This is a genomic window from Geomonas limicola (assembly GCF_014193675.1).
Taxonomy (GTDB): Bacteria; Desulfobacterota; Desulfuromonadia; order Geobacterales; family Geobacteraceae; genus Geomonas; species Geomonas limicola.
Genome location: NZ_BLXZ01000007.1, coordinates 221027 through 246450 on the forward strand (window position 1 = coordinate 221027; position 25424 = coordinate 246450).

Annotated in this window: 13 protein-coding genes; 1 reads left to right on the forward strand and 12 read right to left on the reverse strand. The window is 63.4% G+C overall.

What is annotated here, in order from left to right; translation table 11 throughout:
* Positions 1 to 32: 32 nt before the first annotated feature.
* The 12 genes from H7688_RS17435 to H7688_RS17490 form a co-directional block, all read right to left on the reverse strand.
* The gene (locus H7688_RS17435; RefSeq protein ID WP_246329864.1) at positions 33 to 959 is read right to left on the reverse strand and encodes an MBL fold metallo-hydrolase; all 927 of its coding nucleotides are present in this window, start codon (positions 957 to 959) and stop codon (positions 33 to 35) included.
* A gap of 79 nt (positions 960 to 1038) precedes the next feature.
* The gene (locus tag H7688_RS17440) at positions 1039 to 2817 is read right to left on the reverse strand and encodes an acyl-CoA dehydrogenase FadE (RefSeq protein WP_183362474.1); all 1779 of its coding nucleotides are present in this window, start codon (positions 2815 to 2817) and stop codon (positions 1039 to 1041) included.
* Positions 2818 to 2906: 89 nt separating this feature from the next.
* Complete coding sequence (locus tag H7688_RS17445; RefSeq protein ID WP_183362475.1) at positions 2907 to 4082, reverse strand: thiolase family protein; 1176 nt, start codon at positions 4080 to 4082, stop codon at positions 2907 to 2909.
* A gap of 137 nt (positions 4083 to 4219) precedes the next feature.
* Positions 4220 to 6607, reverse strand: a complete 2388-nt coding sequence (locus H7688_RS17450) for a 3-hydroxyacyl-CoA dehydrogenase/enoyl-CoA hydratase family protein (RefSeq protein ID WP_183362476.1) — start codon at positions 6605 to 6607, stop codon at positions 4220 to 4222.
* Positions 6608 to 6637: 30 nt separating this feature from the next.
* Entirely contained in the window at positions 6638 to 8440 is a 1803-nt protein-coding gene (locus H7688_RS17455) for an AMP-dependent synthetase/ligase (RefSeq protein WP_183362477.1), read from the reverse strand.
* A 200-nt stretch (positions 8441 to 8640) separates the two neighbouring features.
* Positions 8641 to 9987, reverse strand: a complete 1347-nt coding sequence (locus tag H7688_RS17460; protein ID WP_183362478.1) for a TRAFs-binding domain-containing protein — start codon at positions 9985 to 9987, stop codon at positions 8641 to 8643.
* Positions 9988 to 10026: 39 nt separating this feature from the next.
* Positions 10027 to 14553: a glutamate synthase-related protein gene (locus H7688_RS17465; RefSeq protein WP_183362479.1), complete on the reverse strand. Its 4527-nt coding sequence runs from the start codon at positions 14551 to 14553 to the stop codon at positions 10027 to 10029.
* Positions 14554 to 14753: 200 nt separating this feature from the next.
* Positions 14754 to 17600 carry an EAL domain-containing protein gene (locus H7688_RS17470; protein WP_183362480.1) on the reverse strand — a complete coding sequence of 949 codons (2847 nt, stop codon included), beginning with the start codon at positions 17598 to 17600 and terminating at the stop codon, positions 14754 to 14756.
* A 1-nt stretch (position 17601) separates the two neighbouring features.
* Positions 17602 to 20724 (reverse strand): PAS domain S-box protein, encoded by a 3123-nt coding sequence (locus tag H7688_RS17475; protein ID WP_183362481.1) that lies wholly within the window; start codon positions 20722 to 20724, stop codon positions 17602 to 17604.
* 47 nt (positions 20725 to 20771) lie between these two features.
* Entirely contained in the window at positions 20772 to 22391 is a 1620-nt protein-coding gene (locus H7688_RS17480) for a response regulator (RefSeq protein ID WP_183362483.1), read from the reverse strand.
* Positions 22391 to 22786, reverse strand: a complete 396-nt coding sequence (locus tag H7688_RS17485) for a response regulator (RefSeq protein ID WP_183362485.1) — start codon at positions 22784 to 22786, stop codon at positions 22391 to 22393. Before H7688_RS17485 ends, H7688_RS17480 begins: the two co-directional genes overlap by 1 nt.
* A gap of 250 nt (positions 22787 to 23036) precedes the next feature.
* Positions 23037 to 23390, reverse strand: a complete 354-nt coding sequence (locus H7688_RS17490; protein ID WP_183362487.1) for a response regulator — start codon at positions 23388 to 23390, stop codon at positions 23037 to 23039.
* A gap of 252 nt (positions 23391 to 23642) precedes the next feature.
* Between H7688_RS17490 and kaiC the strand changes: the two genes are divergently transcribed.
* Positions 23643 to 25397: a circadian clock protein KaiC gene (gene kaiC, locus H7688_RS17495; protein ID WP_183362489.1), complete on the forward strand. Its 1755-nt coding sequence runs from the start codon at positions 23643 to 23645 to the stop codon at positions 25395 to 25397.
* Positions 25398 to 25424 lie beyond the last annotated feature (27 nt).

The window sequence follows — 25424 nt, forward strand, 5'->3', positions numbered from 1 at the left end:
CTCGTGGAGAGTCTTGATGGGGCGGAGCCACTTCACCCTTCAACCACCTCGTTGAAGAGATCGGCAACCTGGCCAAAGAGGCCGGTATCTCCCAGTGCCCGCCGCAACCGGTCGGGATCCGCAAGGAAATCCCGCATGAAGTAGATTTCCGAGGCCTTCAGGTAGATTACGAAGGGGTTGGTCAAGGTCGGTCCGAAGATCTGCTGCACCACTTCGCTCACCAGGTCGATCTCTGCATAGCGCTTTACCTGCCCTGCCCTGTCGATCAACTTTCTGACGTAAAAGAGCAGCGCCTCCTTGACGCTGAGAAGGTACTGGCGGTGGGACGGCAGAATAAGGTCCCCTTCCAGGGTGGCCAGTTTCACAAGGCTGTCGCAATACGACTCGTAGTTGCGGAACCGGCCGGAAAAGGTTTCCACATCGAGATCGAGGGACGGCGACTGAAAGATCTCGCGCAGCAGGATATCCCCGGTGACCGCCTCCCCCTGGTAGCGGTAGACCACATCGCTTTGCGAGTGCCCCGGACAGGAGAGGACCTCAAGTCCGAGCCGGTCCGGTACGTTCGACTCCTCCAGTACCTGGTAGCGCCGGGGACTGGGCGCCAGCATGTCCTGGGAGAGAAAGAGCCGCTGGAGCTTCAGGCAGTATTCCTCGGAGAAGCCGGCCTCGCGCAACAGACGATGCACACCGGCAATCCAATCCTCGAGCCTGCGCAGACGCAGGACGTCCCGGCGCGGGAAGTAGATCTCCGCGTCGCTCTGTTCCTGCAGAAAGGCTGCCTGCCCGTAGTGGTCGACATGGCAATGGGTGACAAAGACGTGCCGCACACGCTTGAGGTCGACCGCTTGTTCGAGGACGTGTCGTCCTTCGGGTGTGGGGGGACCGGTGTCGAAGAGCACCAGTTCGCCGGCAATCTCGGTGGAATAAAAATGGACCTCGCCGACCATATACGGCGTCATGACGGTGTGTTGTTTCATAACGAAAAAAGCCGCGCCGCCGTGGTACAACGGCAGGCGCGGCGCTCCTTGTTGCGGTGCGTTAGAAGAGGTATTTTTCGGCGGCGATGGCCGCTTCGGCGACCTCGCGTTTGGCCTGTAAAAGCCCGGCTGCATCGTACTTGGTGAAACGCCGGATGCCCGCGAGCAGCATGGTGAGTGTGTCTCCCTCCGCGACGTAGAAGGCCCCCTTGCGCGCCGCGCTGGCAGCCCTTTCGCTGGCGGTAAAGGCAAAGGTCTTGACGGCACCATCAAGGGCGGCACGGCGCGCCGCGCTGAGTTTGGGGAGCATCTTCTCGGCTCGCAGCACCGTGCTTTCCAGGGCGAAGATGTTGATGGCGACGTCGGCGACCGCGAGGAGCACCTCCTGCTCGTCCTTGATCTTCGCCTGGAACTTCTGCACGGCGGAACCGGAGAGCACCAGGAACGCCTGTTTGAGATTCACCACCAGCGCCTTTTCCGCAGCGTACGGAACGCTGTCGTCCAATTCCTCGAAACTCGGCGTCATAAGGCCTTCAAAGGCCTTCATCGCCTCGCGCTGCAGCGGTATCTCCCCTTTCAGGGCCCGGGTCAACAGGATGCCGGGGATCAGCAAGCGGTTGATCTCGTTGGTTCCTTCAAAAATGCGGTTGATCCGTTCGTCCCGGTAGAACCCCTCGGCCGGGTACTCCTGGATGAAACCGTAACCGCCGTGAATCTGGACCACCTCGTCGGCCACGTGGGCCAGCACCTCGGAGCAGAAGACCTTGGCGATGGCGCACTCTATGGCGTATTCCTCGATGCCGCGCTGGTAGGCGTCGTAGTAGTTGGGCGTATCTTTGGGGATGGTGGCCAACCGGTCGTCGATGAGACCGGCCAGGCGGTACACCAGGGATTCCGAGGCGAAGATCTCGGCGTTGAGGTCGGCGATCTTCTCCCGGATCGCACCGAAGGAACTGATCGGCTGGGAGAACTGCTTGCGCAGGTTGGCGTACTTGATTCCCACCTCCAGGGCGCGCTTGGCGGCACCGGTCACCGCGGCACCCAGCTTGAAGCGTCCCACGTTGAGCACGTTGAAGGCAATCTTGTGCCCCTTCCCGATCTCGCCGAGGAGATTTTCCACCGGCACCCTGGCGTTGTCCAGGATGATCTGGGTGGTCGAGGAACCCTTGATGCCGAGCTTTTTCTCCTCCGGCCCGACGCTCAGCCCCTCGGTGGTGCGTTCCACCAGAAACGCAGTGAAGTGCTCCTTGTCGATCTTCGCGAAGATGGTGTAGAGGTTCGCGATGGCGCCGTTGGTGGTGAACTGCTTGGTCCCGTTCAAAAGGTAGTATTTTCCGTCCTCGGAAAGCGTCGCGGTCGCCTTGGCCCCCAGCGCGTCACTGCCGGAATCCGGTTCGGTGAGGCAATAGGCGGCGATCCACTCGCCACTGATGATCTTTTCCAGGTACTTTTCTTTTTGGGCGGCCGTTCCGTAGTAGACCAGCGGCAGGGTGCCGATCCCGGTGTGTGCCGAGTAGGCCACCGAGAAGGATCCGGCGCTCGCTATCTTTTCGGCCGCGAGCATGCTGGTTGCCTTGTCCAGTTCGAGTCCACCGTACTCCTCCGGGGCATCGATCATCAAGAGCCCCAGTTCGCCGCATTTCTGCATCAGACTTACCACGTGCTCGAAGTTCTGGTGTTCGATCTCCTCGCGCACCGGCATCACCTCGTTGTTCACGAACATCTCAGTGGTACGCCCAATCTCGCGCTGCTCGTCGCTGAAATCCTCCGGGGTGAACACGTCGTCCTTGGAGGTCTCGCCTATCAGGAATTCCGCACCCTTAAATATCTTGCTCGCCATGACACACCTCGCGATTTTTCATTGTCAACTGCATGAACCCATTCGGGCGTAATCCCCACATTGAAGTCATCAAAAGGTACAGGTCGCCGCTACACCCTTTCGAAAATGCCGGCAGCCCCCATGCCCCCGCCGATGCACATGGTCACGCAGCCGTAGCGGACCTGGGAGCGCTGCATCTGGTGCAGCAGCGTCGCGGTGAGTTTGGCGCCGGTGCAGCCGAGCGGATGTCCGAGGGCGATGGCCCCGCCGTTCACGTTGACGCGTTCCGGGTCGAGCCCCAACTCGTTGATGCAGGCGAGCGACTGGCAGGCAAAGGCCTCGTTCAGCTCGATGAGACCGAGGTCCTGCTGGTTGAGCCCCGCGAACTTGAGCGCGGCGGGTACTGCCTCGATGGGACCGATCCCCATGATTTCGGGCGGTACCCCGCGTACCGCAAAGCCGCAGAACCGCGCCAGCGGCGTCGCCCCGGTCCGTTTCAGGAACTCCTCGGAAACGACCAGGACTGCGGCGGCACCGTCGGTCATCTGGGAAGAATTGCCGGCGGTTACCGTGCCGTCAGCCTTGAAGGCCGGCTTCAGCTGGGCGAGCACCTGGGCGGTCGTGTCGGCGCGCAGGCCGTCGTCACGGGTCACCAACTCCCGGGCGCAGACCGGTTTCCCCTTAACGATCTGGCAGGATTCGGCCTCGACCGGAACGATCTCCGCTTCGAAGCGCCCCTCGGCCCAGGCTCGGGCAGCCTTCTGGTGGCTCGCCGCAGCAAAGGCGTCCTGGTCCTCGCGGGATACCCCGTACTTGGCGGCCAGCAGTTCCGCGGTGATCCCCATCGAGGCGTAGGATTCGGGCCAGGAGGAGACCAGGCCGGGGTTGGCGCTGTACTTGTTGCCACCCATGGGGATCATGGTCATGCTCTCGGCGCCCCCTGCCACGATGCAGTCGGCAAATCCGGCCATGATCCGCTCAGCCGCCGAGGCGATGGCCTGCAGTCCCGATGAGCAGAAACGGTTGATGGTCTGGGCCGGGACCTGGTAGGGGATCCCCGCCTTGAGCGCGGCCAGTCGGGCCAGGTTCATTCCCTGTTCGGCCTCCGGAAAGGCGCACCCCATGATAACGTCATCGATGCCGGCCGGGTCGATGCCGGTCCGCTCCAAAAGCCCGCGAATGGCGGCAGTGGCCAGGTCGTCCGGCCGGACGTCCTTCAGTTTTCCCTTATTGGCCTTGGTACCGGCGGTACGGAAAGCGGCCAGAATGTATGCTGCGTGTGACATAACTTCCTCCGGTGCTACAGCGTGGACCCGCTCTTCCGAAGCTTTCGGTAACGCGAGTCCAGTGGCCCGAACCTGATGCTGTCAGCCCTGGAGACCGACACATCATTGTCAATTGTCCACTGTCAATTGTCCATTGGTTAATTCCGCAGCGCCCTCCCCTTCTTCAGCATGTGCTGGATCCGTTCGGCGGTTTTCTTCTGGCCGCAGAACTTGAGAAACATCTCCCGCTCCAGGTCCAGCAGGTATTCTTCGCTGATCAGGGTTCCGCCGGGGACGTCACCGCCGGTAATCACGTCGGCGATTCCCGAGGCGAGGTACTTGTCGTATTCCGAGATGAAACCACCCTCTTTCAGGTTCCAGAGCTGGGTCTTGATACTGGCGGCGATGCTCCGCCCGGGCGCCTTTAGGCCGGTAAGCGGGCGGCTGGGGCGGTAGTTGGCGGCCAGCGCCAGCGCCTTCAGTTTCGCGTCGTGGATCCGCTTGTCCGGGTCGAGTGTAATGCCGTCACCGTGGCGCATAAAGCCCATACCGAAGAGTTCGGCGGCCGAAGCGCTCACCTTCCCCATGGCTATGTTGCGGTAGTTCTTGAGAAGAAACGGCGTCACGTCGGTCTCGTACTCGTCGGAAAGCTTGATGGCACGCAACGCCATCTCCTTGGTACCACCTCCGGCCGGAAGGATCCCCACCCCAATCTCGACGAGCCCCATGTAGGTCTCGGCCTGGGCGACGATGGCGTCGGAGTGCAGGCAGGTTTCGCAGCCCCCCCCCATGACAAGGTTGTGCGGAGCGGCCACGACCGGGATCCTGGCGTACTTGATGGCCATCATCGCCTTCTGGAAGTTCTTCACCAGCACGGCGATCTCGTCGAAGGCACCCTCGGCGATCCCCATGGAGAGGAGCATCAGGTTGGCGCCGGCGGAGAACATCCCACCCTGGTTGGCGATGACGAGTCCCACGCCGTCCTGTTCGGTGCGCCGGATACCCTTCTGGATCATGGAGAGGGTGTCCCCGCCAATGGTGTTCATCTTGGAATGGAACTCGAGGCAGAATACCCCGTCCTTGAGATCGACCAGCGAGGCGGAACTGTTTTTCTCGACGACGCTGCCGGCATCCTTCAACAGGGTCAGCGAGACGCTGGTCGCCGGGCGTTCGATCTCCCTGAAGGATTTGCTCGCCACGTCGAAGAAGTAATCCTTGCCGGCCTCGCGCCGGTAGAAACGCTCAACGCCCTGCAGAAGTTCGGGTACCGCCACCCCGTCGGCTGTGGCGCGGGCAACGAAGGCGGCAACCCCAATGGCGTCCAGGGTCTCGAAGGGACCGAGTTCCCAGTTGTAGCCCCACTTCATGGCGTTGTCGACGTTGACCACGTCGTCCGCTATTTCCGGGATCCGCTTGACCGTGTAGATCAAGGTGTCGCGCAGGGTTTTCCAGGCAAACTGCGCCGCCTTGTCGTTTCCCTCGAGCAGGGTCCGGATGCGCTGCGCCGGGTCGTCGATCTGCTTGGTCGCCTGCACCGAGGCAAACTTGGGCGAAGTCGCCTGAAGGTAGCTGTCACTTTGGTAGTCGAAGTAAAACTTGACGCTCTCGCCGTTTACCGTCTCCCGCTTGTAGAAGCCCCGGCCGGCCTTTTTCCCGGTAAGCCCGGCGGCGACCATTTTCGAGATGTTCTCGGGGACCCGGAACACCTCGCGCTCGTCGTCCTCCGGCAGCGCCTCGTAGCTGTTGGCGAGTACCCGCGCCACGGTGTCGATACCTACCAGGTCCCACAGCGCGAAGGTCGCCGTCTTGGGGCGCGCCAGTGCGGGACCGGTGATCGCATCGACTTCCTCGACGCTAAGCCCCATCTCCACCATGTGCTGCCCGGTGATGGCGCCGGCGTAGGTCCCAATCCGGTTGGCGATGAAGTTGGGGGTATCCTTCGCGTAGACCACCCCCTTGCCGAGTTTCTCAGCCAGGAATCCGGCCAGGAAAGCGGTGACGGCAGGATCGGTTTCCCGGCAGGGGACCATTTCCATGAGCCGCATGTAGCGCGGCGGGTTGAAGAAGTGGGTCACCAGGAAGTTGCGGCGCACCGTCTCGGGGAGGGACTGTGCCAGGGCGTTCACCGACAGGCCGCTCGTGTTGCTGCTGAGGATGGCCCCCTCCTTCAGGTTGGGCACCACCTTCTCGGCGAAGAGGCGTTTTTTTACCTCCATATTCTCCAGCACCACCTCGACCACCCAGTCGCACTCACCAAGCCGCGCCAGGTCGTCCTCCAGGTTTCCCGCCTCGAGGTTGGCAGCATACTCGGGTAGGTAGAGCGGCGCAGGCTTCAGCGCGGGGAGCCCCGCGATCGCCTGATCCGCCAGACGGTTACGAACCGCCCGGTCCGAAAGCCCCACCCCCCGTGCCAGTTCGGCATCGCTTGCCTGCGCGGGTACGATATCGAGCAAAAGTACCTGGAGACCGGCATTGGCCAGGTGGGCGGCGATGGTCGCCCCCATGACGCCCGACCCCAAAACTGCTACCTTGTTGATCTGTCTCATGTAATCCCCCAAGCGGCACCCAGGCCGCGGCTATTCCGCGTACATCTCCTCGATCTTGTCATGGTAGGCTTCGGCGATCACCTTGCGTTTCAGCTTCAAGGTCGGGGTCAATTCACCGGCGTCGATGCTGAAATCACGCGGCAACAACTGGAATTTCTTGATGGTCTCGTAGTGAGCCAGGCTCTCGTTCACTGCCGCGACCCGCTGCTCGTAGAGTTTGCGCACCGGTTCGTGGACCACCAGGTCGGCCACGTCGTTGTAGGCGATCTTGTTTTCCAGGGCGAACTCGATGAGCCGCTCGAGCGTCGGCACCACCAGCGCGGTCAGGTACGGCTTGCGGTCGCCAAATACGATGGCCTGGGAGATGTACTTGTCGCGCTTCAGGAGGTTTTCGATCGGCTGAGGCGCGATGTTCTTGCCGCCGGCGGTGATGATCAGCTCCTTCTTGCGGTCGGTGATGAACAGGAAACTGTTTTCGAGGTAACCGATGTCCCCGGTCTTGAACCAGCCGTCCTCGAGCGAATCCCGGGTCCCCTCCGGGTCTTTGTAGTACCCCTGCATCACCTGGGGACCGCGCACCAGCACCTCGCCGTCCGGCGCGATCGCTATCTCGGTCTGTTCCAGCGCAGTCCCCACCGACCCGAAGCGCAACTGCTGGAAGGTGTTGATGCAGATGACCGGGCTGGTTTCGGTGAGCCCGTACCCCTCGATGATCGGGATCCCGATGATCCAGAAGAACTCGTCGATCTCCTTGTCCAGCGGGGCCCCGCCGCAGCAGCAGAGTTTCAGGTTGCCGCCGAAACGACGACGCAGCTTGGCGAAGATGATCCGGTCCGCCAGGAGGTACTGGGCCTGCAGCAGAAAGCCGACGTTGTGCTCGATGTAGCGGGCGTAGATATAGCGCCTGCCGATGGCCAGGGCCCGCCGGAACATGGTCCGTTTGAACAGGGAGAGCTGGTGCACGCTCTCGAAGATGCGCGAGTAGATCTTCTCGAAAAGACGCGGCACGCTGACGATGAGGGAAGGTTTCACCTCGACCATGTTCTCGGCGATCTTCTCGAAACTCTCGGCGAAGGCGATGAGGCCGCCCTGGAGGACCGGCAGGTAGTAGCCTACCGTGCGCTCCAGCACGTGGCTCAAAGGGAGAAAGCTCAGGAGCACCTCGTGGTCGCCGAGAACCCCGGCCTTCTTGATGGTGTACCAGGCGTCGAAGAGGAGGTTGCCGTGGCTCAGCATGGCCCCCTTGGGAATTCCGGTAGTTCCGGAGGTGTAGATGATGGTGGCGAGGTCATCCGGCCGGATGCCGTCCATCATGGCCTCGATCTCGCGACGTTCCGCATCGAGGATAGGATCGTCGATTTCGGAGAGCTGGTAGAAGGTGGTGACCGGCAGCCCCGGCTCGCCAAGGAATCGCTCGAAGGAGACCACCAGTTTCACCTGGGGGAAGGCGTCGTGATACTTCAGGAGCTTGCGGTACTGGGCGCGGCTCGAGACGAAGACGATGCTCGCCTTGGAGTGGGTCAAAACGTAGGCAACCTGCTCGGGGGTGTTGGTGGGGTAGATCGGCACGGTGACCGCACCGGCGCAGAGGATTCCCATGTCGGCGATGATCCATCCGGCACGGTTTTCGGAGAGGATGGCGACCCGGTCACCGGGCCGGATGTTCAGCTTGCGGAGCCCGCGCGCCACCATGAGGGCCCGGTCGTAGTACTGGGCGTAGCTGAGGACGACGAAGTTTCCCTGTTTGCGGAACTTGATCGCCGGTCTGGGACCCATTTCGGCCGCATGTTTGCGCAGCACATCGGGAAGCGATTGGTAGGGAATCTGGTCCATACGAGTACCCATGGTAAAGCCGGCACGAGGACACGTCTGTGTCCAGCATAGGTATCCTTGACGTACATGTCAAGGTCAATATCTAATGAACAGCCCGCCCAGGTCAGGTGGCCGGCAGGAGAAGAGTTCCCATGGGTTTTATCGGCGAAAAGGAGCGACACCTTGACAGCGGGCGGTCCTTCCCTCCACGGTCCGCGTCATCAGGGACGGGCGGTCCCCCGCTCAGCGGCCTTGAGGAGTTCCGCCTCGGCGCGCTCAGTCCAGGGGGGTATCTCGGCCTCGCGGCGCAGGCGTGCTTCGCGGATCAGCCTCAGGTTTCGGGCGGTGGTCTTCGGCTCCCAGGCGGCGCGCACCCAGGCCAGGGTCCGTCCCAGGGCGTCGATCCCCTTGGCCTCGTCCAGTCCGAGCACGGCCAGCTCCAGAAGGGTCGAGTAGTCCCAGTAGTCGGCGGCACCCGAGCGGATGCGCTGTTCGACCGCGTAGAAAACCACGGGGAGGATCTCGCGGCGCCGGGCATCGGGCGGTTCCTTCAACTCCATGAGGGTGACCGCATTCACCCCGGGATAGGCGTCGCGCCAGTCCGCCTCGAACCCCTTCAGGTAGGCGTCGATGGCACGATCCAGGAGATCCTTGGCGGCCTTTTTCTCGCCGCCGTTAAGCGCCTTCTCCCAGCGGTTCTTAAGGACCCGCCCAAGAAGGCCGTAGGTCTCACTGCAGGCCCCGCGCCGGTAGATGAGGTCGCGCAGGACGTGTTCCGCTTCCTCCCCGCGACCGGCACGGCTCAGGGCGAGCCCCAGCTGCTCCTGCACCAGCACCGTCGCAGCCAGGTCCGGCGGCATGCGCTTGGAGAGGTCGATCATCTCGTTCCACCAGTTGACCGCCCGGTACGAGAGGAAAAGATCGATTACCACGCCGGATTCGCAAAGAGCCAGATCGCCCAGCTGGCGCTCCACCTCGCGCACCGCCTCCCCTCCCTGGCAGCGGGCCTGGGCCAGACGTTGCCTGAGGTCAGCACTGTGCTGCAGGTTGTCCCGCAAGTCGAGAGGCGGCGTCCCGGCAAACACCGGGTGGTCCGGAACGGCCTGGTAGAGCGGGCTGTCGGGCGGCCCCTGGCGCGAGGCCACCAGCCGCTCGGTCAAAAGGGCCCGGTAGCGCGCCTCGTGCTCGGGGAGCCCCTGGGCGGAAACCCGGTAGCGCACCCCTTGCAGCCGGTCCGGGTCGAAGGGGATCTGGGCGCTCTTCGCCGCCAGGATCAGTACCGTGGAGTTGGGACGTACGGCGTGGCGTACCCCCACCTGGTAGTAGACCGAGGCGTTGGCCGTGGTGAGGTCGGCGACCAGGTAGTCGCAGTGCATGATCCTCTGGTAGCTGTGTCCCTGCAACACGCCTCCCGAGCGGGCATCTTCGGCACGCACCGGCTCCAGACCGGCGGCACGCACCGCCGGAAGGACCAGACGCTCGTACACCGCGTCGAAGTCGACGGAACGCCCGGTAGCATCCTTTCTCCTGCCAAACGGCATCACTATCAGGCACAAGGGCTGATCCATGGAACCCCCTGGTGGTGCTTCTCGGCCGGCAACACGGCGCTACTCGGTGCTGCTGGGCATCATGGCGAACTTCTCGGGTAGGATCTTCACGAACCGGCTGCGCAGGCGCGCCACCACCTGGGCCAGCCAATCGGCCTCTTCTTCCTGGTGCGAGTGGAAAAGCTCCCGCTCGTAGCGCCCGAGGAGTTCCTCTGCCTGGTCCAGGTCTTCCTCGTCGAGGTCGCGAATCTCCACACCGGCTCCGCGGGCCAGGCGTCGCCTGAGCGCATCGCGGTCGAACCCCATCTCCTGGTCGAGGTGACAGTAGACCACGCCGCCGGTCATGCCGGAGCAGAGCCAGGGACCGGGGTCCCCTAAGACCACCACCCGCCCCGCGGTCATGTACTCGCAGGCGAACCCCTTCAGGTTGGCGCGCCCCGCCAGGTTCCCCAGGCTGTCGTCGACACGGGTGCGGATCCTTCCGCCGAAGATCACGTCGGCGCCCGAGAGCCTCACGCAGGCCCGGCTGTCGGCGTCCCCCTGGACGATGAAGGTCCCGCCGGTGGCGCCGTAGGCAAGCCCCTTCCCAACCGAGCCGCCCACCCGGTTTCCAAAGCGGTTCTCCCCTTTGAGGATCACGATAGTCCCGCCGCGTGCAGATTTTCCGACGCCGTCCTGGGCTCCCCCCTCGACCCGGATGTCGATATGCGGAACGGTGAAGGCAGCCAGGCCGTTTCCGGGGATGGAGTCGTGGTGGAACTGGAGCAGCGCCTGGCTTTCGGCGACAAAGCGCCCTTCCTGCCAACCGCGCACCATGGTACCGGCCAGGTGGGTCCCGATGGCGCGGTCCGAGCTGCTGGCGGAGTCGTCGTCGTAGCGCACCCGTTGTTCTCCCGCGGCAAAGGCGTCGCCCACCAGCCCGGAGATGAGCGAGGTCAGGTAGTTGAGCGGCTTCCGGATGATACGGACCTCGCTGTCGAACTGGTGCGGATCGCCGGGGACCACCGGCGCCAGGAGGTCCGAGAGGTCCATGCGGTCCAGACCGCGGGTCTGCTCTAACAAATCGGCACGGCCGACCAGATCCTGAGTGCGCCGGAAACCGAGCTTCGCGGAGAGGATCCTGATCTCGCGCGCCATGGCCCGGAAGAAGGTGGTCTGGTAGATGACGCCGTTTTCCAAAACCCGCGGTACGAAGCGTTTCAGGCCGCGCTGCTCGGCCTCCTCGGGGGACTCGATCTGGGTGGCGATCCCGACGTGGCAGGTCCCCAGGTGACAGCCGCGGCAGGTGGTACAGCCGATCACCACCATGGCCAAGGTGCCGAAGCCGACCCGGTTGGCCCCCAGGAGCATGAGCTTCAGGACGTCGCGACCGGTGCGGGCCCCGCCGTCCGCCCAGAGTTCCACCCGGTGCCGCATCCCCGCCTCCACCAGGGCTCGGTGCGCCTCGCGCACGCCGACCTCGGCGGGAAGCCCCACGAACTTGACCGCATGCTTGCGCGCGGCCCCGGTGCCGCCGTCATAGCCGCTTATGGTGATGATATCGGCACCTGCCTTGACGATCCCCAGGGCGATGGTGGCAAGCCCGGCAACCGCAGGGACCTTTACCGAGATGCGGGCGGTGGGGTTCGCGGTGCGCAGTTCCTCGACGATTTGGGCCAGATCCTCGATCGAGTAGATATCGTGGTTATTCGAGGGGGAGATGAGTGAGACGCCCGGGGTCGCGTTGCGGGCCGCCGCGATCTTGGCGGTTACCTTGAAGCCGGGGAGATGCCCACCCTCGCCGGGCTTGGCCCCCTGCCCTACCTTGATTTCCAGGACATCTGCGGAGTTGAGGAACTCCATGCTGACGCCAAAGCGCCCCGAGGCGATCTGCTGGCCGCGGTTGGCCCGGTACTTCCCGAGCAGGTCGGCAATCTCGCCCCCCTCGCCGTTCATGCAGATGATGTTCAGGCGCCGCGCCGCCTCGGCGTAGATCCGGAAAGGGGTTTCCCCCTGCGAGCCGAAGCTCATGGCCGAGAAGAGGATCGGGAGGTCGTGGTTTCCTACCCGGGTATCCACCTCGTCCGGGTCCACGCTCAACTCTTCCTGGTAGCGCAGGTCGACCAGGTGCCGGATGGCCAGCGGATGCTCCGCCTCGAGTTGCTGGATCAGGCGCGACAGGTCGGCGTAGCTCTCCTCCATCTTGGCGACCTGGCCAACCATCTTCCAGATGCGCGGGTAGAGGCGGAACTGCACCGGCACCGGTACCGGCTCGCGGCTGCGCGCCTGGGCGGTGCGGCTCAGGTTCTCCGCCTCCAGGCGTTCGAGGTTCAGACCGCCCTGGCGGGAACCGCAGAAATTCGGGGTCTCGAAGATCTCAGCGAGGTAGGAGCAGAGTCCCAACGACGCGAAGTACTTCCCGTAGCCGCCGATCTCGTGGGTTCCCATGGTGGAGATCACCTTTTCCAGCCCCCGTTTCAGGACACCCAGGAGGTTACGCTTGCCGTGTTCCTCGAAGGAACCCTGTTCCCAGATCAGGTAAGGACAGAGGGCGTCGGCCCCCATCCCCAGGGCGAAGATGAGGTCGTGCAGGTTGCGCAGCGCGCCGGAGCGCAAGACGATGGAGGCCTGGCGGCGCAGGCTGGCGCCACCGGCGGCACTGGTCTCCTTGAGCGCCTTGTGCAGCACCGCGACCACCAGGTACGGGTCCAGGAAGCTGTTGCCGCGTGCGAAGGCCTGGGCGTCGTCCAGCACCAGCAGGGTCACCCCGCGGCAGACCGCGACGGTTGCGTGCCCGGTGATCCGCTCCAGGGCCGACTGGAGGGTCTCGCCCCGGGCGATATGGCAGCCGATCTGGCGCGTCTTGCCCCGGCCGAACCCCTCCATGAGTGCTTCCAGCGTGCAGGTGCCGAAGGCGGCCGCAAGCTGCCCCTCACCCGAGGGGAGCCCCTGGCGTGCGCCACCGAGCACCAGCGGGAGCGCAAGCTCCACCGCCCGTTGCCGGGGGCCGCGCAGGGTGGGACGCGGGCCCAGGTAGACACGGGTGGAGAAGTGCTCATTCTCGCGCTCCTGGTCGATCGCCGGGTTGGTGACCACCGCCACCTGTTCCTTGAAGTAGTCCGAGAGGTTTTGCCGGGAAAGCGACAGCGCGGCAAGCGGGCCGTCGTAGCCTAGCGAGGTGACCGGATCCTGGCCGTTACGGGCCATCTCGGCCAGGTTGTGCAGGTCGGTGGACTTCCAGGCGAGCGCCGACAGCAGACTTTCCCGGACCAGTTGTGTCCCTTGAGAGCGCGGCACCACGTCGTTTTCGCTGCGGGAAATTTCCGGACCGGTTACCAGGCTCTTCGCCTGTGCGACGAGGTTCGTGCGGCGCCGGAACCGGGACAAGATCTCCTGCCTGAGTTCCTGATGCTGGAAGACCTGCGGCGCCTCCCCTCCCCTCAGGCGCACCCCGATCTTCTCGCCGGGGGCGAGTGGCTTCGGGTCGTCCAGGATCTCCTCGTGGGGCACGACACCCAGTTCCGACGAGGCGAAAAATTCTTTCTCGGTCTCACCAACCCAGAGCGGCCTGAGCCCCATGGCGTCCACGCTGAAAACGCACTGGTCGCCATGCCGGGCGATAATGGCCGCGGGACCCTGGGCGCTCGCGCTCAAAAAGCGCCTAAACCACTGGTACATCCCGGCCAGTTCAGGCTCCATCCGGTCCATGGCGCTGAACACCGGCGGGAACACGAGTTCCATCGCTTCGAAGAGCGTGAAACCGTACTGGCAGATGAGCCCCTCGAGGGTGCGATTGACATCCTGGGAGTCGGAACCTCCGAGCGGGAGCCCGATCCCCAGCATCCGGGCCTCCTCGCGCAACCTCGCAATGGTGTTGATCTCGCCGTTGTGACCCAAGAGGGCGAAGGGCTGGGCGCGCAAAACGGTGGGGAGCGTGTTGGTGGAGTAGCGGCTGTGACCGATGGTCACCGAGGACTGGAACTCCCGGCGCTTGAGTTCCGGGTAGTAGCGCGGCAGCAACTCCGGCGCCCCGTGCACCTTGTAGGCCGCCACCTCTGTAGAGAGCGAGGCCACGTGAACGGGGTAACGTGTCTCGAGGTCGAGCTGCAGTTCGAAAAGATCCCGCACAGCCTGCTGCGGCGTGGGAACCGTGAGGGCGACCTGCCAGACTACCGGCTCGGAGATCCGGGCCCGCGCCGCCAACACCTCGCTGCGCACCGGCGCCGGGCGGTCCACCAAGGGGGTGCAGCCCCGCTCCGCCAAGGTCTCCAGGATGCGGGCGGGCAGCCGGGGATCCTCGCTGAGCGCCTGGCGCGCGACCAGAAGGTGGCCGACCGCGAAGGAGGGGGCCTCCACCAGTTCCGGCGCCTTTCCGGCCCCGGCAAGCACCTCGCTCCACAAAAGGCGCGGGAGGTCGGTCAGGATGCCGCAGCCGTCCCCTTCGCCGTTGATCTCGCCGGCGCGGTGCCCCATTTTGACCAGGGCGTCGATGGTACGCTGCACGTTACCGTGGGAGGGACGGCCAGCCTTGTTGATGTGACAGATGATGGCGCAGGCATCGCGCTCGGCGGGGACGAGACCGGAGGGGTCGTGATCCACTTGATGCATGAAGGCTCCAGGGGTTTTATGGCATAGCAGTGTGGCAACAGCGAAGTTATAACAGAGGATTCTGGGACAGGCAAGGAAGGCCCCCGAGAAGACGGGGGAAAAGGGCGCGGCACCGGGCGTGCCGCGGCGTGTGCCGTGAGCTGAGGCGGGTGGTGAAGCGGCGCACCGGGGGTGGAAAATGCTTACCGCAGTGCGCGCAGCTAGAGGTTCGCCACCAACACTTCGAACTCTTCGGGGGGGAGTGGCTTGCTGATCACGTCCCCCTGGACTTCATCACACCCCTTGGAACGGATCAGTTCCAGCTGTTCCTGGGACTCCACGCCTACCGCATTCACCTTCATTCCCAGGTTGTGCGACATGGAGATCACGGCATTGACCACGGCAAGGTCGTCGGACTGGGTGAGGATGTCACGAATGAAGCTGCGGTCGATCTTGACACGCTCGATGGGGAGCTGCCGGATACACTGCAGCGAAGAGGACCCGATCCCGAAGTCGTCGACGGTGAAGTGGACCCCGAGGTCGGTGAGCCTGCGCATGTGCCGCATGGAAGAGTCGAGGTCGTCCATGATGGCGTATTCGGTGAGGTCGAGCTCGAGTGAGCTCGGATCAAGTCCGGTTTCCTCCAGGAGGTCCCGGGTGCTCTCCACGAAATTGGGACGGTGGAACTGGCGGTTGGAGAGGTTGACGGCGATGGTGAACTGGTGGCCGTCATCCTGCCAGCGCTTCATCTGGGCGCAGGCACTGCGCAGGGCCCACTCGCCAAGCGGCAGGATGACCCCGGTCTCCTCGGCGACGCCGAGGAACTGGGAGGGGAGCAACAGCCCTTCTTCCGGATGCTGCCAGCGTAGCAGCGCCTCGGCACCGACCACCTTGCCGGTAGCGATGCGCACCAGCGGCTGAAACTCGAGCAGCAGCTGGTTTTCATGGATGGCCTGGCGCAACTGGCGGTCCAGTTTCTGGCGCTTTGCGGTGCGGGTGTTGATCTCGGCGTTGTAGAACTGGTAGGTGTTGCCGCTGCGCTGCTTGGCCACGTACATGGCGGAATCCGCCTTCTGTACCAGCTCGGTGCTGCTGTCGCCGTCGTTGGGGAACATGCTCACCCCGATGCTGGTCGAGGCGGCCACCTCCACGTTGTCCAGCAAAAAGGGGGTCTCGAAGACGCCGATGATCTTGCCGACCACGGTGCCGACGTCGTCGGTCTGGTGCAGGTCGGGCATCAGGACGTTGAACTCGTCTCCGCCGATGCGCGCCACGGTATCTGATTCCCGAACGCAGCTCTTGAGCCGCTGCCCCACCGCCTGCAAAAGGAGGTCGCCCGCGGCGTGCCCCAGCGTGTCGTTGATCTGCTTGAAGTGGTCCAGGTCCAGGAACAATACGGCGAGGGACTTGCGGTTGCGCCGGGCCTGGGCTACCTCGAGGGCCAAAAAGTCCATGAAAAGCTTACGGTTGGGGAGGTCGGTGAGCGGGTCGTGCAGGGCAAGGTGCCGGTTGGTCTCCTCCCGTTCGGAGCGCCGGGTCACGTCCCGGGCGATCCCGGAAAGCCCGATGATGGTCCCGTTGCTGTCGCGCAGCGGGGAGAGGGTGATGGAAACCTGGATCTGGCGGGCGTCCCGGCGCTGGTAGGGAAGATCGAGGTGGCCGGCCTTCCCGTCTTTACGGCAAAGCTGGCACTGCTGGCTCAGGTAATCCTTACGCTCGTTGGGCGCCAGCGCGGTGAGGGGAAGCCCCTTGATCTCATCGGCTGAAATCCCGAAAATCCGTTCGGCACCGAGGTTCCAGAGTGTGATCACGCCGTCGCCGTCGGTTGCCATGATGGCGTCGTCCGAGGACTCCACGATGCTCGCCAGACGGGCCACCTCCTCCTCGATCCTCTTGCGTTCGCTGATGTCCTTGAAGAGGGTGAGGATGCAGCGCTTGCCGTTGATGTCCAGGTACTGAGCCGATACGATGCCGGAGAGCACCCTCCCCTGCCTGGTGCGCAGATGCACCTCCAGGTCGCGCAGTTCGCCGAGATCCTCGAGCGCCCGCAACACCCCGTGGTACTCCTTTTCCCGGGCCCAGATGCCGAGCTCTTCCTCGTTGCGCCCCAGCACCTCGTCCCGGCGGCACCCCAGGTCGTCCAGGAAGGCCTCGTTCACCTCCAGATAGGTGCCGTCCTCGGCGCCGGTGATGCACAACAGGTCGGGAGTAGCCTGGAATATCTTCTGGAAGCGCTGCTCGGAGGCGCGCAGGGCGGCCTGGGCCGTCTCCGAATCGGTTACGTCGTGGCAGGTACCGATGAGGGAGCGGGGCCGGCCGGCATCATCGCAGATAAGCTCGGAATGTGCGTTGATCACCCGGATCGAACCGTCCGGCCGTACCAGCCGAAAATACTGGGAGACCTGTGGTTGGCGCAGCTCAAAGGCCCGGGCCAGGGCACGCTCCACGGTTGCCCGGTCCTCCTGGTGCACCATGGCCAGAAAGGAACGCCAGGAGGCTGGTGCCTGTCCCGGTTCCATGCCGCAGATCCGGTAGAATTCGTCGGACCAGGTCGCGGTGCCGGTGGCGGCATCCCATTCCCAACTCCCCAGGTGCGCGACCTTCTGGGCCACGCTCAGCTGCTGTTCCCGGCGGCGGATCCGCTCGTCCTGCTCGTCCACCAGGCGCTGCAGCAGCAACTTTTCCAGGATGGTATCGAGCACCCGGAACAGGTCGGCGTAGTTCACCGGCTTGAGCACGTAGTTGTGGATGCCGGTCTCGATCGCGCTCAAAAGGTACGAGGTATCGCTGTAGGCGGTTACCGCCACCGTCACAACCTCGGGTTCCAGCGCCTTGATCTCGCGCGCCATCTGGATGCCGCTCATGACCGGCATGTTGAGATCGGTCAGGACGATCTGGGGGCGAAACTCCCGGAAGATTTCCAGGCCGGCGATGCCGTTTTCGGCGACATGTATCCTGAGCCCCGGGTAGTTGAGCGACAGCATGCGGCTCAGCATGCCGCGGGCCTCGGGTTCGTCCTCCACGTACAGCAGCGAGATGTCGCTTATGGTGTAGGGAAATGGTGCCATATCAAACCTCGATGCGGAATTCCGCGCCCGTTTCGGTGTTGGTCGCACTGAGTGCCCCGTGCATGTTTTTCTCCACGATGGTCTTCGACATGAAAAGCCCGATACCGGTGCCGCGGTCCGGCCCCTTGGTGGTGAAGTAAGGATCGAAGATGCGGTCCATGATCTCCGTAGCGATGCCGCCTGCGTTGTCGGCAATGGTGACCACTGCCCTCCCCTTTTCCCTGAAGAGCCTGATCACGATCCGGGGATCGGGGGGCCTGCGCTCCAGGAAGGCGTCCTTCGCGTTCATCAGGATGTTGAGGATGACCTGGGAGAACTCGTTGGGACAGCCATGCAGATAGAGGTCCGGATCTGGGTGAACCTCGATCACCACCTTCAACTCGGCGAGGGCTGCCTCCACGATGGAGACGGACTGGGCCAAAACAGCCGCGACCTGGAAATCGACCTCTTCCTTGTCCGGTTCGAAGAAGTTCCGGAACCCGTCGATGGTCTTCGACATGTGGTTGATGACCTGCATGGAGCGGGTCACGCAGGAACCCAGGTACTCGCGGCTGAACTGGTCGTGGTCGTAGTGCCAGGGGAGTTCCTGGATGAGGAGCGCGAGGGTGTTGAGCGGTTGGCGCCACTGGTGGGCGATGTTTCCGATCATCTCGCCCAGGGCGGCGAAGCGTGCCTGGCGGATCATCATCTGCTGTTGGCGGTGTAACTCATCCACCGCACGCTGTTTTTCGGCGACCTCATCCTTGAGCGCCTGTTCGGCACGCTTGAGATCGGTCAGGTCGATGACGAGGCCGATGCCGTCACTCTCCTGTCCGACCATCAAGGCGCCGGTGCAGAGGACCGGAACCCGGTGTCCGTCTCCGCGGTTGAGGAACTCCTTCTCGTAGGGGCGACAAAGACCGCGGGTCCTGATCTCCTCCAGAGCTGCAAAGTCGCGGGAGAGGTGGTCTTCGGGAGTTACCTCGAGCCAGTTGAGCAGCCCTTCGTGGCACTCCTGGGACGAATAGCCGAGGAGCTCGCAGTAGGCGTCGTTGGCGTCGGTCACGGTGCCGTCTGCCTTCCAGAAGAAGATGGCGATGAGGTTCGACTCGAACAGCCAGCGGAACTTCGCCTCGCTCGCCCGGAGCGCCGCCTCGGCCTGTTTGCTCGAGGTGATGTCCTCCACTGTGGCGTAGACCTGGTAGGGGCGCGGCTCGCCGGGATGGAACAGGGGAACGGCGTTGATGCTGAACCAGCGGTAATCGCCGGTTTCCTCGCGGTACATCCTGAGGACCACCTGGCGTACTTCTTTCAAGGTCCGCAAGGAGATGGCACAGGGTATGTCGCTCTCGGGAAAGGGCGAGCCGTCCTCGCGTTCCAGCTTGAGACCGAATTCACCGACCGTTTTGCCGACCAGCTCCGCCTCGCTCTTCCCGATCATCCGCAAGAGGGCCGGGTTCGCCGTGATTACCCGGTTGTCCGCGTCGTGGTAGATGATCCCCTGGCTGCTCGTTTCAAAGAGGAGCCGATGCCGCAGTTCCGATTCGCCGATTTTTTCCTCTGCCATCTTGCGCTCGGTAACGTCGAAAATGATGCCGATGAAATGCGTCGCCTCCCCCTCCCGGTCGTAGTTGAAGCGCCCCAGCACGCAGACCCAGATCGTTGAACCATTGCCGGCGCGCCTGACCCGGTGCTCGGAGCGAAACAGGGAGCGCCCGGTCCGGGCGGTTTCCAGAGCCTGGCGTACCCGGGGCAGATCCTTGGGGTCGATCAGGTCCTGCCACTGCGCGATACTGGCGGGCGCACTTCCCGGCCCCGGGTCCGGGTATCCCAGGAGCACGAAGTGCTGCTGGCTCCAAAGGCCGCGTCTCGTAGCCAGTTCCATGGAACACCACCCCATGTCCGCGCCGCTCAGCGCGAGGTCGAGGCGCTCCTCGCTTTGGCGCAGGGCTTCCTCCGCCGCGAGTTTTTCGGTGATGTCGGTGTAGACAACGACGGCGGAGCGGGCCTCCCCGCCGGGGTCGGAAATGGGAGCTGCATTGATGCTAACCACCGCGTGGCTCCCGTCCCCCCTGACAAATTTGAGCTCCTCCCCGATAACCCGCTCGCCGTGCAACAGTGCGCGCACCATGGGAAATTCTTCCGCGGCAAGCCGCCTGCCGTCCATGGTAGTCACCTCCCACTGCAGGTAATCCCCGACCTTTTCGACACGGGGGAAACTGCTGCGGAAAATCACCTCGGAGGCTTCGTTGTGGTAGACAATCCTGCCGGTGGGACCCTCGGCGATCACCACCGCGACCGGCATCTGGCGGAGCACGGCCTCAAACTGGGCACGCTGGAGTGCGAGTTCCTGCACCAGCCGTTCCCGCTCGGTCTCGACCCGCTTGCGAGCCGAAATGTCACGGGCGATCACCTGGATGCTGGTTTCACCCTGGTAGTTGATCACCACCGAAGAGGTTTCCACGGGAACGACCTGTCCGTCCAGCCGCAAGAGCCGGCACTCCCGCAAGGGGTTGGCCACCCCCTCGATCAGGTGCCAGTAACGGTCGCGCACTTCGGCGCGCTCGTCGGGATGCACCAGGTCAAGAACGGTTACCTGCTGCAGCTGCTCCAGAGAATCAGCGCCGTAGAGCCCCAGGGCGGCACAGTTCGCGTAGACGAAACGTCCCTGCTGCAGGACAACGATAGCGTCGGCTGCCAGTTCGATCTGGTTTCTATAGCGGCGCTCTGTCTCGCGAAGCTGTTCTTCCAGCCGTTCCTGTACCGTATCGCGCCTTGCCAGCAGGGCGAGTGTGCCCAACTCCTCGGAACCATCCTCAAGGGGCACCAGGGTCACCCTAGCTGAAAACGCACCTCCGTCCTGCGCCAGCAACTCAACCTCGAGGGCTTGCACCCCTTCTCCGCGCCGCAATCGATCCAGCGCATCGCAGAGCGGTTCCCGGCCGGCAGGTGCCGCCAGGGTCAGGAGGGGCCGGCCTAGCGCCTGAGCCTCTCCCGCCCCCAAGAGGTGTTCGGCCCCCCGACTCCAAAGCCGGATTACCCCTTCCCGGTTTGCGGTGATGACCGCCTCCGTCGAGTGGTCGAGGAGCGCCCTCAGCAAGATTGCCTGTGCGTTAGCACTCCCTATGGCTCGTTTTTCGTCCATGGCCTGCCCTTTTTTTCCTGCCACCGTGGCGGCGGCTTGCCTGCGGGCTAATGGGTTCTTTCGTAGTAACTGCCGGGTTCGGGGTCGCTTGCCAGGGTAAAGAAGAAGGTCGCACCCTTATCGACCACCCCCTCGGCCCAGATGGTGCCGCCGTGGCGTAGCACGATGCTGTGCACCGTGGCAAGGCCGATGGCGGTGCCACTCCAGGTGAACTCGCCGGGACTATGAATGGTCTGAAACGGCTTGAAAAGCTTGTCCACATACTTCATGTCGAACCCGGCACCGTTGTCGCGCACGAAATAGACCGGGCTCCCCTCATGCCCTTGGGCCCCGAATTCGATCGAGGCCTGCAGCTTTTTCGAGGTGAATTTCCATGCGTTACCGATGAGGTGCTCCAGTGCGATCTTCAAAAGACGCCCGTCTCCCTGTACCACCAGCCCCTCGGCGATCCTGACCTCGACGCTACGTTCGGGTTCGGTGCGCTGGAAATCGGAACTTATGCCGCGTGCCAGGGCACTGAGATCCACCTCACCTATTTCCATGGTGCAGCGGGTAAAGTGGCTGAGATCGTTGAAAGCGCCGATGATGCTCTTGATCTGGCGCACCACCCGCACCGCGCGCTCGGCGTAGATACGGCAGTTGTCGCTGCGGCACTCTCCGCAGTCTTCCAGCAGGGCACGGCAGAACCCTTCGAGACGCGCTATGGGAGCCCTCAGATCGTGGGAAACCAGGTAGCTGAAATGTTCGAGTTCCTGAAGACTTGCCTGCAACAGCGAGGTGCGCTGCAGCACGCGGCGCTCCAGCGCATCGGTCAGGGAACGCACCTCCTCCTCGGCGCGCTTGAGTTCGGTGACGTCCAGGGCGGTGCCGACCAGGGTGACCGGGACGTGTTCCGCGGCGGGCATCACGGTTGCCTCGATCTTGAGGATCCGTTCGCTGCCATCTTCGCGGCGTACCCGGCAAAATAGCGCCTCCAGCGGTTGCCCGTTGGCGGTCGCAGCAGCGAGCTCCTCCTGCAGCAACGCGCGATCCTCGGGGGACATCCGTTCCAGAAACCGTTCGAGGCGCACCTGCGCCCCCCCGGGTAGCAGGCCGAGGATGCGGTACATCTCGTCGGAACAGGTCATGAGGCCGCCGGGGAGTTCGCACTGCCAGCTCCCCAGGTGGGCGATACGCTGAGCGAGGGCCAGTTGCCGCTCGCTTTCGCTGATGCGCCGGTTCTGGCGTTCGACCAGCTGTCGCAGGGCGACCTGGTCGAGTACCTTGTCCAGCGCGGAGAACAGCTCGTCATAGTTGATCGGCTTGAGCACGTAATAGTGGATGCCAATCTGGATCGCATTGAGGAGATAGGAAGTGTCGCTGTGGGCGGTAACGGCAATGATCAGGGCGTCGGGCCGGAGCTCCTTGATGGCCCTCGACATCTGGATGCCGTCCATAACCGGCATGTTGATATCGGTCACCACGATCTCGGGAAGATATTTCTGAAAGGTCGCCAGTCCGGCAGCGCCGTTCTCAGCGGGATACACGGTGAGGTTTGGGTAGTTGAGCAGCAACATCTTGCTCACCATCCCCCTGGGTTCGGCCTCATCCTCCACGTAGAGGAGGGAGAGGCCCTTGAGGTCGGCCGGAGCACCGGAGTGCTGGCTCTGGGCCGGCTGGGGCTCCATCAAGGTTCCTTGTCCTGCACCAGGACCCGCTGCAGGCGGTCGGCGGTCATCGGTTTGTAGATGTAGTCGATGACGCCGAGGGCCCGGCAGCGTTCCTGATCGAGGTCGTTGTCCGACGAGGTGAGCACGGCCACCGGCAGACCACACAAAAGCTCGCTGGAACGGATCGCCTGGAGCACCTCGATCCCGCTCAGTTTGGGGAGTTTGAGGTCGAGCAGCACCAAGCGCACCTGTCGATGCATGCCGTCCAGCGCCATATTCTGCAGCAACTGGCTCGCCTCCTCCCCGTCCCGGGCCACGATGACGCGGTCCGCGCACACCTTGCCGATCACCCGCATGGCAAGGTAGGCATCGTCGGCGTTGTCCTCAACCAGCACTATCAGGCGGTCCCTCATCTCCCACTCCGTTGACTGTAGCCGTTCGGCCCCCAGACAGCAGACCGGCCGAGACAGCCGAAGATACTTCCCCCGGTAGCTCGGCCGTCTCACTGCCGACGGCAGTGACGGAAGCAGTCCGAGATTAACGGTTTCTTAGTTTAGCGATGACTGTCTGGTTGTCAAACCTGCCTCACGACTGTCGGCCCCGATTCAGTCAAAGCCGCATCCTTACCTTTCAGGGGCGAAGGTACCCTGCCGGCACACCTGTTCAGGCAGGGCCCGGTTCGTCAATGACTGCCATCAATGCCTTGAAGTGAAAGGGCTTCGCCAGGAAATGGTCGAAGACCAGCGTCTCGTGGCCGGTGCGTTGCTGGACAGCCCGTTCCAAGTCCGCACTGAGGGCAATCAACTTGGTCCGCGGTTGCTGGGAGCGGATCATTATGGCCAACTGCAAGCCGTCCATCTCCGGCATGCTCAGGTCGGTGATGACGATCTGGGGTGCGTGCTGTCTGAAGAGCTCCCAGCCGGTTTTGCCGTCCCCCGCACAGTAGGTGACCAGTTCCGGGTAGAGTCGCCTCACGATAAGCACCAGCATCTCGCAGGAATCTTTGTCGTCTTCCACAATGAGCAGAGGGCCCATCGTTTGATGGGAAAAATGCTGAGCATCGCGGCCATCGGTCATAGCTTTCTCCATGGAAACGGCACCGTGGTACCGAAGCTGGCGGATAGTTGGCACAGGAAAGACATCGCTACATAGGGTATCCGGCATCCGGTTGGTTGCAACACTCTCATAAGCAATTTACAATGTAGCCTGGATTTGGCCCCACAGCCGGCCCGTGCCGGTAAAAGTGGCGGAACAGCCAACGGAGGAACCATGAAACCGAAGGCAGAGAGCCTTCCAGTCGCGGCGATCCCGATCGCGAAGTGCCCCACCGGCATCAAGGGGCTCGACGAGATCACCGGGGGTGGTCTTCCCCTGGGACGCCCGAGCTTGGTCTGTGGCGGGACGGGGTGCGGCAAAACGCTGCTCGCCATGGAGTTTCTGGTGCGCGGCACCACCGAGTTCGGTGAGCCGGGGGTCTATATCTCGTTCGAGGAGAAGTCCGAGGAACTGGCCCAAAATTTCACGTCCCTTGGCTTTGACCTCGTTGAACTGGTGGGCAGGAGCGTGCTGGCCCTCGACTACATCCACATCGACGCCAGCGAAATTGAGGAGACCGGCGTGTTCGACCTCGAGGGTCTCTTCATTCGCCTGGCTCATGCCATCGACAGCATCGGAGCCCGGCGCGTCGCGTTGGACACCATCGAGTCGCTCTTTTCCGGATTCTCGCACGACGCCCTGCTGCGCGCCGAGCTGCGCAGGCTGTTCCGGTTTCTCAAGGACAAGGGGGTAACCACCGTCATAACCGGCGAGCAGGGGGCCAATACCCTTACCCGCTACGGGCTTGAGGAGTACGTGGCCGATTGCGACATTTTCCTCAACCACAAGGTGACCGAACAGATTGCCACTCGACGCCTGCGCATCGTGAAGTACCGCGGCAGTTCGCACGGCACCAACGAGTACCCCTTCCTCATCGACGACCAAGGGATCTCGGTGCTCCCCATATCCTCCATCGGCCTGGAACACCCGGCCTCCACGGAGCGCGTCTCGACCGGGGTGCCCCGCCTTGACACCATGCTCGGAGGCAAGGGGTTTTACAAGGGGAGCAGCGTCCTGGTGACCGGTACCGCGGGGACCGGGAAGTCGAGCCTCGCCGCCCATTTCGTCGATTCCGCCTGCCGGCGGGGCGAACGCTGCCTGTACTTCTCGTTCGAGGAGTCACGCAACCAGATCGTCCGCAACATGTTTTCCATTGGAATCAACCTCAACCCTTGGCTGGAAGCGGGCCTTCTGCAGTTCAACAACGTTCGCCCCACCATGTACGGGCTGGAGATGCACCTCGTCTCCATGCACAAGGCAGTCGAGACCTATCGCCCCGACGTCGTGGTGGTCGACCCCATATCGAACATGGTGACCGCTGCCAACCCCTTCGAGGCGAAATCAATGCTCTCCCGGCTTATCGACTACCTAAAGCTCAAAAATATCACCGCATTCTGCACCGACCTCACCGTGGCAGGGGGAACTCTGGAGCATACGGAGATCGGGATCTCGTCGGTGATGGATACCTGGCTTTTACTGCAGGTCATCGAGGGGAGCGGGGAGCGCAACCGGGGCCTTTTCATCCTCAAGTCGCGGGGTATGGAGCATTCCAACCAGGTGCGTGAGTTCTGCCTCACCTCGCAGGGCGTGCAGCTGCTCGACGTTTACCTCGGTCCGGGAGGGGTGCTGACCGGCTCCGGGCGTATCGCCCAGGAGGCACGGGAGCGTGCCGAGGCGTTGGAACGCGCCCAGGAGATCGAGCGCAAACAGCGGGAGATCCTGAGGAAAAAGTCGCTTCTCGAGGCCCAGATTGCCGCCTTGACGCTGGAGTTCCAATCGGAAAAAGATGAGCTCGAACGCGCTATCGAGCGCGAACACCTGCGCCGCGAGCATCTTGCCCAAACCACACGTTCAGTGGCCAGAAACCGGCAGTCCGATGAGCTACCCGAAGCCTCCCCTACCCCCTTCGAGACGGTTTCGGGCAGCTAGCGGCTTTTAACTGGTACAACGAGGGGA